This is a genomic window from Planotetraspora silvatica (assembly GCF_016863315.1).
GTDB classification, from domain to species: Bacteria; Actinomycetota; Actinomycetes; order Streptosporangiales; family Streptosporangiaceae; genus Planotetraspora; species Planotetraspora silvatica.
The window spans coordinates 17,587-31,328 of the sequence record NZ_BOOQ01000067.1 but is presented as its reverse complement, the minus strand read 5'-3'; the positions used below and the strand labels follow the sequence as shown (position 1 = coordinate 31,328).

Here is a 13,742-nt window from a genome sequence, read left to right as displayed (position 1 = left end):
CCACTTCGGCGGAACTCTGCGGCGCTTCGTCTCCAGCGTGCGCGAGGTCACCGGAGTCGACGGCCGGGTGCTCTCCTCCGAGGTCTTCGTGGCCTCCCCGGACGGTGGCGTCGTGCCGCACGCGCCGATCTCCTGCGCCGACGAGCTCGCCCACTTCGGCTACGACCCCATGCAGGGGGTGTGGCGATGAAGGCGTCCGCTCCCTTCACGACCTGCCACGGGGGAGGGCTCTGATGCGGCTGGTGCCTCCCGGCGTCCTCGACCCGCTGGTGCTGCTCTGCGGAGCGGTGGTCGGCGGCGGCCTGTTCCTGTTCGTGCTCGCCCTGTACGGCATGCGCACCAGACCCGCGACTCCCGATACGAGCGCCAGGCGGGCCCAGTTGCTCCGGACGCTGACCACCAGGACGGCGGTGGCCGCCGTCGTCGGCGTGCTGGTCCTGGTGGTGACGGGCTGGCCCGTGATCGCGGTGGGCGCCGTCGTGCTCGTCCTGGCCTGGCGCGGACTCGCCGGAGGATCGGCCGAGGAACGCCTCGCCATACGGCACCTGGAGGGGCTCGCGGCCTGGACCGAGTCCTTGCGCGACACGATCGCCGGCGCCGCCGGCCTGGAACAGGCGATTCCGGTGTCCGTCCGGGTGGCCGCTCCCTCGTTGCAGGCACCCTTGCGGGCACTCGTCGACCGGCTTCACACCCGCGTGCCGCTTGCCGACGCCCTGCGGATGTTCGCCGACGAACTGGCGGATCCGTCCGCGGACCTCGTGGTGGCGGCCCTGATCCTCAACTCGAAACTGCGCGGTCCCGGACTGCGCGACGTCCTGTCCGCGCTCGCGGGATCGGCCCGCGAGGAGCTCGACATGCGCCGACGGGTCTCGTCGGAGCGTCAGTCGACGCGCACGAGCGTGAAGATCATCGTCATCGCGGCGCTGCTCTTCGCCGGAGGCCTCGTGGTCCTGAACCGCTCTTACGTCGACGATTACAACTCACTGCTCGGTCAGGCCGTGCTGGTCGTCGTCGCAGGCCTGTTCGGCGCCGGGTTCGCCTGGATGCGGCGGCTCGCCAAGTTCGAGAAACCCGCCAGGATCCTCGCCCCGTATCACCGCCCCACCCCGCTTCAGCCGGACGTGATCATGCACAGCTTCGACCCGAGAGGCGGTGACCTGCTCAATGAACAGACGTGATCATGCACAAGCTCGGGGAAACGATCCTCGACCGGCGCCTTCTCGCGTCGTGATCATGCATGTCCTCGCCGGCACGCACGTCACCTGCATCCACGCCAATCGTGATCATGTACTCAAGGGGGCGTCGTGATCGCGACCGTACTGATGGGCGGCGTGCTGGGGCTCGGCCTCTTTCTGCTGTTCTGCGCGCTGTTCCCGGCCCGGCCCGGTCTGATCACCCGGCTGTCCGCCCTCGATTCCGCCCGTGCCGGTGGGGACGCCCCGAGGACGGTGCTGATCTCCCCTGAGGAGCAGGCCAGTCCCTTCCGGCTGGCCCTCGGCGCCCGGCTGGCCGGCTTCTACGCATCGAGGGGGTGGGAACTCCGTTCGATCAGAGCGGACCTGGCGTTGCTGGGAAGATCCTTCGAAGGCTTCCTGGCCACGAAGATCTTGCTCGCGGTGTCCGGCCTGCTGTCGTTTCCGCTCATCGTCGGCTGGATGGCGGTCATGGGCTGGGGGGTGTCGCCCCAGATTCCCCTCTGGGCGGCGCTCGCCGTGGCGCTCGTGTTCTTCGTGCTCCCCGACATACAGATCCGGCGGGACGCGGCGATTCGGCGAGAAGACTTCCGCCATGCGGTGGGGGCGTTCCTCGATCTCGTCGCCATGAATCTCGCGGGCGGGCGCGGCGTGCCCGAAGCGCTGATGACGGCCGTGTCCGTCGGCAGTCCCGCCTCGTCTCCCGCCGGCGGGATGGGTGCACCGTCCGGTACCAACTGGGCCATGGAACGGATCCGTGAAGCCCTCGCCAGCGCCAGGATCGTCGGTATCACCCCGTGGCAGGCACTCGGTCAGCTCGGCGACGAGATCAACGTCGACGAACTCCGCGACCTGTCAGCCGCTCTCGGACTCGTGGCAGACGACGGTGCCAAAGTCCGGGCCTCCTTGACCGCACGAGCCGCCACCCTCCGCCGCCGGGAACTCGCGGAGCTCGAAGGGAAGGCGGGAGAGCGGTCCCAGAAGATGCTCGTCGCCCAGCTACTGCTGTGCGCGGGCTTCGTGCTCTTCCTCAGTTTTCCTGCAGCGATGAAAATGTTGGGATCGTAAATGAACCTGATCAACTACCTCGTCGTAATGCTCAACGTCCGAATCGAGCGCGCACGGACCGCACCCACCAGGGGGGCGTCGGCCGTCGAGTGGGTCATCATCACGGCCATCATCGCCGCGGTCGCTCTCGGCCTCGCCACTCTCATCCAGGGCCTCGTGACGGACAAGCAGGGCGAGATCGAAGACAGCTTCTAACGAGGCGCCGGCAACGCTGATGAGACCTCTCGCAGGCGTACGCGCACGACTTCCGGCCTCTCGGGGGGCCGGCGGAGGGCTCGGCCGCAGGCCGGGCGAATCCGGCATGCCACCGTGTCGGGATCGTCCATCGGGGCCCGACGGGCATGGGCGTGCCGTACGCGTGTCCCGAGACGACCTGCGCGAGGAGCGTTCACGTGTCGGACGGCACCGCGGGTCTCGCCGCGAGGCCGATGCCGGCCGTGGGCATGGTCATGGAGAGCGCGGGGCGACCGTGGTCGAGCTCGCCATGATCATGCCCATCATCCTGGCCATCGTGCTGCTGATCGTGCAGATGACCCTGTGGATCCACGGCCGCCAGGTCGCGGACGCCGCCGCGCGAGAGGGCGCTCGGATCGCCCGTGCCTCCGGCACATCGAGCGGCTGGCAGGGCGAGGCGGAGACCAAGGCGGAAGAGATCGTGCAGGCGATCGGCCCCCAGCTGCTCAGCGACGCGACGGTGTCGGCCTGGGAGAACGGAGACGAGCGCGGCGTGGACGTGACCGGCACCGTCGTCCAGGTCGTGCCGCTCCTTCCGGCGCGCACGTTCACGATCACCTCGCATTTCGGCGGTCCCACCGAATGTTTCCGCCCCGATGACGGCAGCCCGGGGTGCGAATGATCAGGCATGTACGGCTTTCGCCAAGGGAAGCGACCGCGCCGTCGCGGCGTGAAGCGAGGTCAGAGGCCGGATCGATGGCCGTCGAGACGGTGCTGCTGGCACCGGTCTTCCTGATCTTCCTGATGTTCCTGGTGGGGGCGGGCCGGATCGTGGAGGCCCAGGGCGAGGTGAACGGCGCGGCTCGGGACGCCGCGCGGGCGGCCTCGGTCCAGCGGACACTGGGCGACGCCGAGGACGCGGCCGGCTTCGCCGCGGCCGAGACCCTGACGGCCGACTGTGCGCCGCAGGTCAGCGTCGACGGAGCGGAATGGGAACCGGGTGGTGTCGTCAAGGTGACCGTGTCGTGCCAGATCGACCTCGCGTTCCTCGGCTTCAGCGTGGTGCAGCAGATGTCCGGCAGTTCCGTGGTTCCGCTGGAGCAGTTCCGGAGGGTGGAATGACTCCTCTTCGGAAGTCCGCGCGTGATCGTGGCTCGATGTCGGTGTTCGTCGTGGTCTTCTCGCTCGCCGTATTCCTCCTGGCCGGGCTGCTGGTGGACGGCGGGGCGGCCATCAACGCCCGGCTCAAGGCCGCCGACATCGCCGAGCAGGCCGCCCGGGGCGCGGCCGACCAGATCGACGTCCCGCTGCTGAGGAACACGGGCCAGGTGAGACTTCTGGGCGACGACGACGTCTGTGCGAAGGCCGAGCAGGTCGTGGACGCACAGGCGGCCGAGGGCGTGGCCATGGAGGACTGCTCGCCGACGGCGACCGAGGTGACGGTCGTGGTCTCCGCCCACTGGGACACCGTCTTCCTCTCCATGCTCGGGTTCGACGCCTACGACATGGAAGGCAGTGCCATCGCCGCTCCGGATGAGGGTGCCTGATGAGTGACACAGCGGCGGTACACCGCCCATCGGACGACGACCCCGGGGAGGGATGACGGGTGTCCCACAAGCCCATACCGCCGGGTCGCCGGCCGCCCTCGGGACTGGGCATGTCCCCGCAGGACGGCTCGGAGGACGTGCGTGAACGCGGGCGTCCCAAGGGAAGCGGCTGGCCGCAGTCGGCCGGTCCCCCTCCCCGCCCGCGTGGATCGGGTGCGTCACCGCGGCCGCCGGCGTCCCGGGGGCCCGCTCCGCGGCGGCCACCCGAGCAGTGGCGAAGTCGCCGTCCCGTTCGCATCGCGCCGCGCCGGACGGTCCGAGACGTCTTCGCGGGGCTCGGGGCACTGCTGGTCCTCGTCGTTCTCGTGGGTGGCGTGCCGTACGCGCTGCTCACCCTGGCCGGGCCGCCCCTGCCCAGGGAACTGCTCCGCGCCGACCTGTTCACGAGGCAACTCGGACCGGAGACGATCGTCGCGATCCTCCTTGTCCTGGTCTGGCTCGCCTGGCTTCAGCTGGTGTTGTGCCTGGTCGTCGAGGTGTACGCCGGGATCAGAAGGGTCGGACTGCCCGCCCGCGTCCCCCTGTCGGGAGGCACCCAGGCGCTCGCCAACCGCCTGGTGTCAGCGGTGTTGCTGCTGTTCACCGCGACCGTGGTGGCCGCGCCCATCGTGCGCATGGGAGCCCCCGCCCCGATCACCCCGCAGACGGTGGCCCTGTCCGCGCCGATCGCCCTCGACGCCGCGCAGGAGCCCGTCCAAGCGCGCGAGGTCAAGAAGGTCTACATCGTCCAGCCGCCGCACGGCCGCCATCACGAGAGCCTGTGGGAGATCGCCGACAAGTGCCTGGGTGACGGCCGGCGCTACCACGAGATCTACCGGCTCAACCAGCACAAGGTGCAGCCCGACGGCACCAGGCTGCGCATGGCCGACCTGATCCGGCCCGGTTGGGTGCTCGACATGCCGGACGACGCCCGCCACGTCCACGTGGTCTCGGCCGACGACGACCGTTCGGAGATCCTCGCCGAGTACCAGGGATCACCCGGCGGCAAGGTCGACAAGCCCGATAAGCCCGATAAGCCGGACAAGGTGGAGAAGGCGGAGACGCCTCAGCCGGGCGACTCTCGCACGGATCCCCAGCCGGCCACGACGCCCGGGGAGGGCAGGGCCGACCCGCCCGCGACCGGCCCCACGGCCGGGCCGGACGAGACCGACCCGCCCGAGACGGGGATCGGACTCCCCGGCCAGGGGAAGCCCGAGATCGTGCTCCCGCCGCCCGCGATGCCCAAGGGAACCCCTACCGCGCAGGCCACCGCCAAGCCGTCCGCACCTGCCACGTCCGCACCCGCCACCCCGGCCCCGGCCGCCCCGCCTGCCGCCGAGCCGTCCAGCGCCGCCCCGAGCCGGCCCGCCCCCGGCGAGTCGTCCGAGAGCGCGGGCGCCCCGGCAGGACGTGCGCCCGTGGCCGATCCCGAGGACTCCGCCGCGGGGCTGGACCTCATCGACTATCTCGGCGCGGCGACGCTGGCCTCCGCCGGCCTTCTCGCCCTGCTCGGGCGGCGCAGGAGGGAGCAGCTCTGGCGGCGCGTCTCCGGCCGCAGGATCGCCCGGCCGCGCGGGGACGCGGCCGGCGCAGAGGTCGCGATCCGCCTGGGCGCGGACACCCCGGGCAGCCGCATGCTCGACATCGGCCTGCGCCTGCTGGGCAAACTCCTCGCCGAGGCGGACAGACGGCCGCCGACCATCTACGCCGTGCACCTGTCCGCCCGCGGGCTCGACCTGTGGATCCAGCCTGCCGACGACGACGCCCCGGAGCCCTGGGAGGCGTGTGACGGCGGTCAGGTGTGGCGGTTGCCCGCCCACGAAGGCCGCAGGATCGACGAGAACGCCCTGGCCGAAGTGCCCGCGCCGTACCCCGGGCTGGTGTCGCTGGGCAGCGGCGACGACGGCCGGGTGCTGATCGACCTGGAGGCGGCTCGCGGCGTGGTCGCCATGACCGGGGCGCACACGGTCGCGGGCCTGTCCGCCCTCGCGGTGGAGCTGGCGACCAACCGGTGGTCCGACGACATGCGGATCACCCTGGTCGGGTTCGGCGAGGAGCTGACGGAGCTCGCGCCCGACCGCATCCGGACGGCGGGAAGCCTGGCCGAGGTGCTGCCCGAGTTCGAGGAGCGTGTCCAACGGGGCGAGGACGTCCTGAGAGGCCGCATCCACGGCCGTGTGGCCGACCCGGCCTGGACGCCGCACTACCTGTTGTCGGCGATTCGCCCGGACGAGGACGAGACTCGCCGCCTGGCGATCCTGGGCAAGGACATGCGCACGGCCAGCGGATTCGTGCTCGCCGGAGAAGTCGACCACGCGACCTGGAACTGGGAGATCACCGAGGACGGCAGGGCGCGGATCGACGCCCTGGGCTTCGACGTCGACGCCCACCTGCTGCCCCGCAGGCACTACGACGCCGTGATCGGCCTGTTCCGTACGGCTCAGCAGACCGAGGGGGAGCCGCTCACCGGTTATGAGCCGGTCGAAGACGTGCAGGACGATCCGCCGTCGATCGAGGTGCGCATCCTCGGCCCGATCGAGATCAGCCCGGTCAACCCGCTCGAGGAGGGCAGGGCCGCGCTGGCCCAGGAGCTGGTCGTCTATCTGGCCACGCACAGGGCCGGCGTCCATCCCGTCGTCCTGGGCGGGGTGTTGTGGCCCCGCGGAGTTCAGCCCGTCGTCAGGGACGCCACCATCGCGCGCGTGGCCGAATGGCTCGGGAAGGACGCGGAGGGGCGGCCACATCTCTTCCTCGACAACTCCGGCAGGATCCGCCTCGGCCCGGAGGTCCGTACGGACTGGCAGTTGTTCCACTCGCTGGTCCGCAGAGCGGGTGAGCTCGCCGACGCGGGACGGTCCGACGACGCGCAGGCCGCGCTGCTGGACAAGGCGCTGGCCCTTGTGCGCGGGCCCCTCCTGAACGGACGGCCGGGCAACAGGTACGCCTGGCTGGCGGCGGACTCCCTGGAATACGACGTGACCGCACGGGTGGCCGACGCCGCCCACGGGTTGTGCGCGATCCGGCTGGCGCAGGGCGATCCGCAGGCCGCGGTGGCGGCGGCGCGGGCGGGTCTCCTGCTCACCGCCGACGACGAGGGCCTGTGGCGAGACCTGCTGAGGGCCGCGCACGGCAGCGGCGACCAGGCTCAGCTCCGGGTGGTCGTCGACGGCCTGTACAGGCGCGCGGCCTCCCATCCGTACGGCGGCGGCATGGCCCCCGAGACGGAGGCGCTCATCGAGGAGCTCCTCCCGGCCTGGCGCCGCGGAGCCCGTTCCGACCTCAGAACCCCCCGTCTCGCCTGATCGGAGCCCCGAATTGCGTGCCCGTGCCACCTCCGGATCATGCCGATCCGCGCATAACGGTGGATCACTTCCCGTCACGATGGCTACGGTCGTCCCGGCGGGGGGTTCCACCGACCGGAGGACCGACCGGAGGCCGCTGTTGACGCGCTGGAGAGCCGCCGCCATGGTGTCGATCTGCGCCCTCCTGGCGGCCTGCGGGGGATCGCCGCAGGAGCGCGACTTCACGCCTGCGGGAGCGGTCGCCGGTCAGCCCTCGAGTGGAGCGGGAGCGGTGAAGCCGCCGGGCGCGGAGACGGTCGCCGCAGGCCCCGGGCTGAAGGTCGAGACCGAGTGGCCCGACGGGCTGAACGCCTCACACACCGCCATCGTCAAGGCGTTCACCGACTACTACGCCGGCCGCTGGCGGGCGGTCGGCAGCCTGGGCAAGGACAAGTCCTACCTCGGCGGAGTCGAGGACGCCGCCGCCCGTGACGCCTACAAGTGGGTGCGCGGGTTCGTGGCAGGCAAGTGGTCGGCGCGTGGCGTGGCCAAGCTCTACGCGTTGCGGGTGGCCTCCGTCGACGGGCATGGCGCGCAGATCGACGCGTGCGTGGACGAGTCGGGAGTGCGGGTCACCGACCGGTCGGGCACGCCCGTGCCCGCGCAGCCCGCGTGGACCAAACCGCCCCGATCGACGTATTTCCAGGTCGCGGCCGTACGACAGGGTGATGACGGCACGTGGCGCATCATGCTGTTCCGGCACGCCTCCTATCCCGACGAGCGCGCGAAGGAGTGCGTCCGATGAGCACGGAGCGAACCAGGCGCGGACGGTTGCCGAGGAGCAGGCGATTCCTGCTGGTGTCCCTGCTGGCCGGCGCGTCGCTGACGGTGGCGGCCGCCGGGGACCCCGGCGGGCCGCAGGGCGGTGGTTACCAGGACGGCCGTACGGCGGGCGTGACGCTGGAGAACTCCAGCATCACGCTGTCCGGCAACGGCCTCGGCGGCAGCGCCGACGGCTATCGGGTCCCCCGGCCGTGCTGGTACGAGCCCGGCAAGTCCGCCGAGGAGATGCTCCAGAGCCAGGAGGGCGTGCAGGACTGGTGGTACCGCACGAATCCGGGCGCGACGGAGGAGCAGTTCCAGGAGTTCCTCAAGCAGTACAAGGACAAGGTCGGCCAGCCCGGCAAGTGGTGGAGCCCCGCGTACAACTCGGCCGACCCCGGCGGGATGTCCTGCTGGGCCGGCCTCGAGGGTGCGCTGTGGGTGCCGCAGGGCACCACGCCGCCCGGGGGGATCACGGCTGAGGAACTGCTGCAGATCGCCCGTGCGGCGCTGACCGTGCCGGAACCGACGATCAACCTGAACCCCGACGCCAAGAGCTACGTGAACCTGCCCACGTGGGTCTGGCTCGACGGCATCGGCGCGACCACCCGCTCGGTGACGGCCACGCTCCCGGGCGTCATGTCGGCCACGGTGACGGCCACGCTGGACAGGACCGAGGTCGGTTCCGAGCCCGGAGCCCCCCGGGCGGAGACCCGCAGCGCGTGCGGCCCGACCGGCAAGCGGGACCAGAGTGCCGGCTTCACCTGCGGCGTCAAGTATCTGCGCTCCTCGGCCGATCTGGGAGGCAGGGCCTACCGGCTCACGGTGACGACCGTCTGGGACGTCACCGGGGCCAGCACGGGAGGCGCCGTCGGGCTCGCCTTCGCCCCTGTGCAGGTCACGGTGGAGCGCGGTGTCACCGTCGGCGAGGTGCAGAGCACGGTACGCCGCTGAGGCGTCCGGGTCAGGCGGCGTCGGCGTTCCACAGGTGGACGGCGGCGTAGGCACGCCACGGACGCCACCGCTCGATCTGCTCGGCCGGGATGCGCAGCCGCGTCATGGCCCTGGTGAGCCCGAGGTCGCCTTCCGGCCACGCGTCCGGATCGCCGAGCGCCCGCAGGGCGATGTATCCGGTGGTCCACGGGCCGATGCCGGGGATCTCGAGCAGCCTGGCCGCGGTGTCGGCGGGGTCCTCGGCGCCGTCGAGGTCGATGTCCTGATCGATGACGGCTCTCGCCAGGTTCTTGAGTGCGGCGATCCCGCGATCGGTGAGCCCGAGACCCGTGAGGTCGGCGTCGGCCAGCCGCTCCGCCGTCGGGAAGAGCAGCGCGGGTTCGCCGCCGGGCCGCGTCGGATCAGGCTCCGGGCCGGGCGCGACGTCGGGCAGTGCGTCGGGCGCGGCGTAGGGCAGTGCGTCGGGTACGGCGGGGCTGCCCGCACGGGCGACGATGTGGCCGAGGAGGGTCCGGGCGCCGGCGACTGAGATCTGCTGGCCGACCACCGCCCGCACCGCCAGTTCGAAGCCGTCGAACGCGCCGGGCACCCGGAGGCCCGGGTGTTCCCCGACGAGCGGCGCGAGGCCGGTCGAGCCGAGGACGGCGGTGATCGCCCCGGGATCGGCGTCCAGGTCGAGCAGCCTGCGGCAGCGGGCCACGATCCTGGCGAGGTGTCTGGTGTCGCAGGTTCGCACGGTGAGCCTGATGTGATCGTCCGCGGGGGTGAGCGTGATCCGGCCGCCGGGGACGGCCCGGCTGAAGCCGGTGACCTGAGCGGCTCCGCCGTCCGCCGGCGCCGACCAGGTGGCGGTCTCCACCCCCGGGATCGCACGGGCGGCGAGGAAGCCGAGCACGGTCTGCGCGTCGTAGGGCCGCCGATAGGCCAGCCGGAGCGTGAGCCCGGTCGTGATCGCCGGCGCGGTGCGGGAGGACGCCAGAGGCCCGGCGGCCTTCCTGAGCTCTCCGGGCGCGAAGCCGTACGACTCCTTCATGGCCGCGTTGAACTGGCGGACGCTGCCGAAGCCCGCGGCGAACGCCACGTCGGTGATCGGCAGCGGCGTCTCGGTGAGGAGTTGCTTGGCCAGCAGCAGCCGCCGGGTCCGGGCGACCGCGAGCGGGCCGGTGCCCAGTTCGGCGACGAACAGGCGGAGCAGATGCCGCTCGGTGACGTGCAACCGCTGGGCCAGCCCCGCCACGCCGCGTTCGTCGGCCAGCCCGTCGTCGATCAGCCGCAGGGCCCGGCCGACGAGGTCGGCACGCACGTCCCAGCCGGGATCACCGGGGCTGAGCTCGGGCCGGCAGCGGCGGCACGGCCGGAAGCCGGCGGCCTCGGCCGTCGCCGCGTGCCGGTAGAACCGCACGTTCTTCCTCGCGGGCGTGCGAGCCGGGCAGATCGGGCGGCAGTAGATCCCGGTCGAGGTGACCGCCGTGTAGAACCGCCCGTCGAATCGGGCGTCCCGCGCGGAGACCGCCACGTAGCACGCGTCGAAGTCGAGCTGTTTCGTGGTCACACCTACGACGTTATGCGTCGGTCGCTTCTCCGTACCAGCGGAAATCAGACCTCGCCCGGAGGCCGGCTATTTGCTGGAGACGCCGACGCCGAGGTCGAACTCCCGGTAGACGCGGGCCCAGAAACCGTCCCTCAGCCACACCCTGGCCTCGGGGTAGGGCCGCAGCGAATGGCCGAGTTCCTTCTCCGCCTCGATCAGCAACTCGGTGTCGATGACCGTGGGCAGGATCGGCCCGGGAAGCAGGTCGCGGATGTTGTCGCGTCCCCGGGTGAGGATCCACTTCTGCGCGACATGCTCGCCGACCTCTTCGACGTGCGGCCTGCCGGGGCCGAGCTTCGCCACCTGACCGCCGGCCGGCACCTTCGGCACCGGTTTGACCGTACGGCCGGCGAACACCTGGGCCGGCGACGGGGCAGGGGTGACGGGAACGGGAACGGGAGCACGATTGAAATAAGGTCGCAGGAAATCGGCGTTGAGGATCTCCACCGTGTCGGACTCCCAGACCAGGCGCTCGGCCTGGTTGGTCCCGAAGGGCGGCTCGACCCCCCACAGGTGGATCCGCACGCCGTAGGCCTGGGCGGCCTCCACGGCCGGCACCATGTCCTCGTCGCCGGCGATCAGCACGGTGTCGCTCACGGCGTGGTGCCGGGCCAGGGCCTCGAGGTCGCTGCGGATCTGCGCGTCCACGCCTTTCTGCTGGCCCCGCGCGTTCAGGTTGCCCAGGCGGACCTTCACCCAGGGAAGTTGGGCGATCACGCGCTGGTCGACGGTCGGAACACGGTCCCGGGCCGCGTCGTACCAGTAAACGCGGAGCAGTTCGCCGGGAATGCGCTCAAGAGCGTGCTTCTGCAGGGACTGGATGAGCTCGTCCGCCGCTACGCGGTACTCCTTGCGCTCCTTCGCTCCCAAGAGGACTTCGCCCGCTGCGGCATACAGGTAACCCACGTCTACAAGAACGGCATACTTAGCGGTCATGCCGTGTGCGTTGAAGTCCGGGACGGCCATTGGTGTCCTCCAGGACTCGTCACTAGTTGATCGGCTGACTATATTCCCCCACTTTCTAGATAGTCCCAACTCTTGGGCCAGTTGACACCCTGTTCGACTGATCTAATCGCGTGGCGCTCACCTGTGGCCGGGCATGAACGCCGCCCGCCATGCCCCCGTTCCACGGGGCAGCGCCCCGCGCATCCGAAGAGCCGGATTCCTCCAGTTATTCACACGAAGGACGGTTTTCGCCTCGGGGGTCGTCCGTACGGCCAGTGCGGCGACGAGCGCCGCGATCTCCTCGGCGGTCGCGTCGCCGCGCACGATCCTGAGGTACGGCTCTCGCTCACTCATAGCGGGATGTTCCCATGCTTCTTCGGGGGCAACGAGGCCCTCTTGTTGCGCAGCGCGCGCAGTGCCCTGACGACCTGGACCCGGGTGTCCGAGGGCCGGATGACCGCGTCGACGTAACCGCGCTCGGCCGCGAGATAAGGGTTGGCCAGCGTGTCCTCGTACTCCCCGACCAGCCGGGCGCGCGCGGCGTCGGGATCGTCGGACGCCGTCAGCTCCCGCCGGTAAAGGATGTTGACCGCGCCTTGGGCGCCCATCACCGCGATCTGCGCGGTGGGCCAGGCCAGGTTGACGTCGGCGCCGAGGTGCTTGGAGCCCATGACGTCGTAGGCCCCGCCGTACGCCTTCCTGGTGATGACCGTGACCAAGGGCACCGTCGCTTCGGCATACGCGTAGAGGAGTTTCGCGCCCCGGCGAATGATGCCATTCCATTCCTGATCTGTCCCAGGAAGAAATCCAGGCACATCAACAAATGTCAACACTGGGATGTTGAAGGCATCGCATGTGCGGACGAACCGAGCCGCTTTCTCCGAAGCCGCGATGTCGAGAGTCCCGGCGAAACTCATCGGCTGGTTGGCGACCACCCCCACCGAATGTCCCTCGACGCGACCGAAGCCGACCACGATGTTCGGCGCGAAGCCGGCGTGGATCTCCAGGAACTCGCCGTCGTCCAGGACGTGCCGAATGACCGTCTGCATGTCATAGGGCTGGTTGGCCGAGTCGGGGATGAGGGTGTCGAGTTCCCTGTCGTCGGCGGTCGTCTCCAGCGAGACCTCGACGCCGAACTCGGGAGCCGCGTCCATGTTGTTCGAGGGCAGGTAGGACAGCAGGGCCTTGGCGAAATCGAGGCAGTCCTCCTCGTCCGAGGCCTCGTAGTGGGCGACCCCGGACTTGGAGTTGTGCGTGTGCGCACCCCCCAGTTCCTCGAACGTCACCTCCTCGCCGGTGACCGTCTTGATCACGTCCGGGCCGGTGATGAACATGTGCGACTTCTCCTGCACCATCAGGACGAAGTCGGTCAGAGCGGGGGAGTAGACGGCCCCGCCCGCGCAGGGGCCCATGATCAGCGAGATCTGCGGGATCACGCCCGAGGCGTGCACGTTCCGCTTGAAGATCTCGGCGTAGAGGCCCAGGGAGACGACTCCCTCCTGGATTCGCGCGCCGCCCGAGTCGTTGATGCCGACCACCGGGCAGCCGGTCTTCAGCGCGTGGTCCATGACTTTGACGATCTTCTCGCCGAACACTTCGCCGAGAGATCCGCCGAACACCGTGAAGTCCTGTGCGAACACCGCGACCGGGCGTCCGTCCACCGTGCCGTGCCCGGTGACCACGCCGTCGCCGTACGGACGCTCCTGCTCCATGCCGAAGCTCGTCGACCGGTGCCGGGCCAGTTCGTCGAACTCCACGAACGAGCCCTCGTCGAGGAAGGCGACCAGTCGCTCGCGGGCGGTCATCTTGCCCTTGGCGTGCTGCTTGTCCACCGCTCGCTCGGAACCGGCGTTCGCGGCCTCACGCAGCCGCCGGTCCAGGTCGGCGATCTTTCCGGCCGTCGTGTGAATGTCGACCTCGTGAGCTCGCTCGGCAGTCATCGGTCGCACTCTCCTCGTCCGGGTCGCCCCGTGCTCATGGTCGCTCACCAGCCCTCGTCCGCTGCGGGAGTCGCTCGATTCTCGCGGTCGATTTCGCGGACCACGTCGGGTTCGCCCGCAGTTATTCCCGACAGGGTAACCAGCATGTGACACCCACCCGCGACGGGGGCGTGCGCCGTTCTGAGCCA

13 protein-coding genes and 1 pseudogene are annotated in these 13,742 nt (G+C 70.5%); 10 read left to right on the top strand and 4 right to left on the bottom strand.

Going from position 1 to position 13,742, the window contains the following annotated elements; translation table 11 throughout:
- The 10 genes and pseudogenes from Psi02_RS38415 to Psi02_RS38370 all read left to right on the top strand — a co-directional run.
- Window positions 1-190: pseudogene (locus tag Psi02_RS38415) on the top strand (CpaF family protein); the annotation flags it as partial.
- A 43-nt stretch (window positions 191-233) separates the two neighbouring features.
- Window positions 234-1,178, top strand: a complete 945-nt coding sequence (locus Psi02_RS38410; protein WP_203980847.1) for a type II secretion system F family protein — start codon at window positions 234-236, stop codon at window positions 1,176-1,178.
- A 126-nt stretch (window positions 1,179-1,304) separates the two neighbouring features.
- Window positions 1,305-2,261: a type II secretion system F family protein gene (locus Psi02_RS38405; protein ID WP_203980846.1), complete on the top strand. Its 957-nt coding sequence runs from the start codon at window positions 1,305-1,307 to the stop codon at window positions 2,259-2,261.
- Window positions 2,262-2,456: a hypothetical protein gene (locus Psi02_RS38400; protein ID WP_203980845.1), complete on the top strand. Its 195-nt coding sequence runs from the start codon at window positions 2,262-2,264 to the stop codon at window positions 2,454-2,456.
- Between the two features lie 274 nt (window positions 2,457-2,730).
- Window positions 2,731-3,117: a TadE family protein gene (locus Psi02_RS38395; protein ID WP_239095514.1), complete on the top strand. Its 387-nt coding sequence runs from the start codon at window positions 2,731-2,733 to the stop codon at window positions 3,115-3,117.
- A 74-nt stretch (window positions 3,118-3,191) separates the two neighbouring features.
- Window positions 3,192-3,557, top strand: a complete 366-nt coding sequence (locus Psi02_RS38390; protein WP_203980843.1) for a TadE/TadG family type IV pilus assembly protein — start codon at window positions 3,192-3,194, stop codon at window positions 3,555-3,557.
- Window positions 3,554-3,982, top strand: coding sequence for a pilus assembly protein TadG-related protein (locus tag Psi02_RS38385; protein WP_239095513.1), 429 nt, complete (start codon window positions 3,554-3,556; stop codon window positions 3,980-3,982). The genes Psi02_RS38390 and Psi02_RS38385 overlap by 4 nt, the downstream gene beginning before the upstream one ends.
- A gap of 110 nt (window positions 3,983-4,092) precedes the next feature.
- Complete coding sequence (locus Psi02_RS38380) at window positions 4,093-7,323, top strand: BTAD domain-containing putative transcriptional regulator (protein WP_203980842.1); 3,231 nt, start codon at window positions 4,093-4,095, stop codon at window positions 7,321-7,323.
- Window positions 7,324-7,462: 139 nt separating this feature from the next.
- Window positions 7,463-8,107 (top strand): hypothetical protein, encoded by a 645-nt coding sequence (locus Psi02_RS38375; protein WP_203980841.1) that lies wholly within the window; start codon window positions 7,463-7,465, stop codon window positions 8,105-8,107.
- Entirely contained in the window at window positions 8,104-9,078 is a 975-nt protein-coding gene (locus tag Psi02_RS38370; protein ID WP_239095512.1) for a hypothetical protein, read from the top strand. Before Psi02_RS38375 ends, Psi02_RS38370 begins: the two co-directional genes overlap by 4 nt.
- Window positions 9,079-9,088: 10 nt before the next feature.
- Here Psi02_RS38370 and Psi02_RS38365 read toward each other — a convergent pair whose 3' ends face one another.
- The 4 genes from Psi02_RS38365 to Psi02_RS38350 form a co-directional block, all read right to left on the bottom strand.
- Complete coding sequence (locus Psi02_RS38365) at window positions 9,089-10,630, bottom strand: DNA-3-methyladenine glycosylase 2 family protein (protein ID WP_203980840.1); 1,542 nt, start codon at window positions 10,628-10,630, stop codon at window positions 9,089-9,091.
- A 66-nt stretch (window positions 10,631-10,696) separates the two neighbouring features.
- On the bottom strand, window positions 10,697-11,605 hold the full coding sequence (locus Psi02_RS38360; RefSeq protein ID WP_239095511.1) for an NYN domain-containing protein: 909 nt from the start codon (window positions 11,603-11,605) through the stop codon (window positions 10,697-10,699).
- A gap of 147 nt (window positions 11,606-11,752) precedes the next feature.
- A complete protein-coding gene (locus tag Psi02_RS38355; protein ID WP_203980839.1) occupies window positions 11,753-11,968 on the bottom strand; it encodes an acyl-CoA carboxylase subunit epsilon in 216 nt (71 codons plus the stop codon).
- Entirely contained in the window at window positions 11,965-13,554 is a 1,590-nt protein-coding gene (locus Psi02_RS38350) for an acyl-CoA carboxylase subunit beta (RefSeq protein ID WP_203980838.1), read from the bottom strand. The genes Psi02_RS38355 and Psi02_RS38350 overlap by 4 nt, the downstream gene beginning before the upstream one ends.
- Window positions 13,555-13,742: the final 188 nt, after the last annotated feature.

What these genes read in the sequence shown, in the direction of transcription:
- Psi02_RS38385 (WP_239095513.1), top strand. Translation starts at nt 3,554, where the DNA reads ATGACTCCTCTTCGGAAGTCCGCGCGTGATCGTGGCTCGATGTCGGTG.
- Psi02_RS38355 (WP_203980839.1), bottom strand. Translation starts at nt 11,968, where the DNA reads ATGAGTGAGCGAGAGCCGTACCTCAGGATCGTGCGCGGCGACGCGACC.
- Psi02_RS38400 (WP_203980845.1), top strand. Translation starts at nt 2,262, where the DNA reads ATGAACCTGATCAACTACCTCGTCGTAATGCTCAACGTCCGAATCGAG.
- Psi02_RS38380 (WP_203980842.1), top strand. Translation starts at nt 4,093, where the DNA reads ATGTCCCCGCAGGACGGCTCGGAGGACGTGCGTGAACGCGGGCGTCCC.
- Psi02_RS38370 (WP_239095512.1), top strand. Translation starts at nt 8,104, where the DNA reads ATGAGCACGGAGCGAACCAGGCGCGGACGGTTGCCGAGGAGCAGGCGA.
- Psi02_RS38410 (WP_203980847.1), top strand. Translation starts at nt 234, where the DNA reads ATGCGGCTGGTGCCTCCCGGCGTCCTCGACCCGCTGGTGCTGCTCTGC.
- Psi02_RS38360 (WP_239095511.1), bottom strand. Translation starts at nt 11,605, where the DNA reads ATGACCGCTAAGTATGCCGTTCTTGTAGACGTGGGTTACCTGTATGCC.
- Psi02_RS38390 (WP_203980843.1), top strand. Translation starts at nt 3,192, where the DNA reads ATGGCCGTCGAGACGGTGCTGCTGGCACCGGTCTTCCTGATCTTCCTG.
- Psi02_RS38350 (WP_203980838.1), bottom strand. Translation starts at nt 13,554, where the DNA reads ATGACTGCCGAGCGAGCTCACGAGGTCGACATTCACACGACGGCCGGA.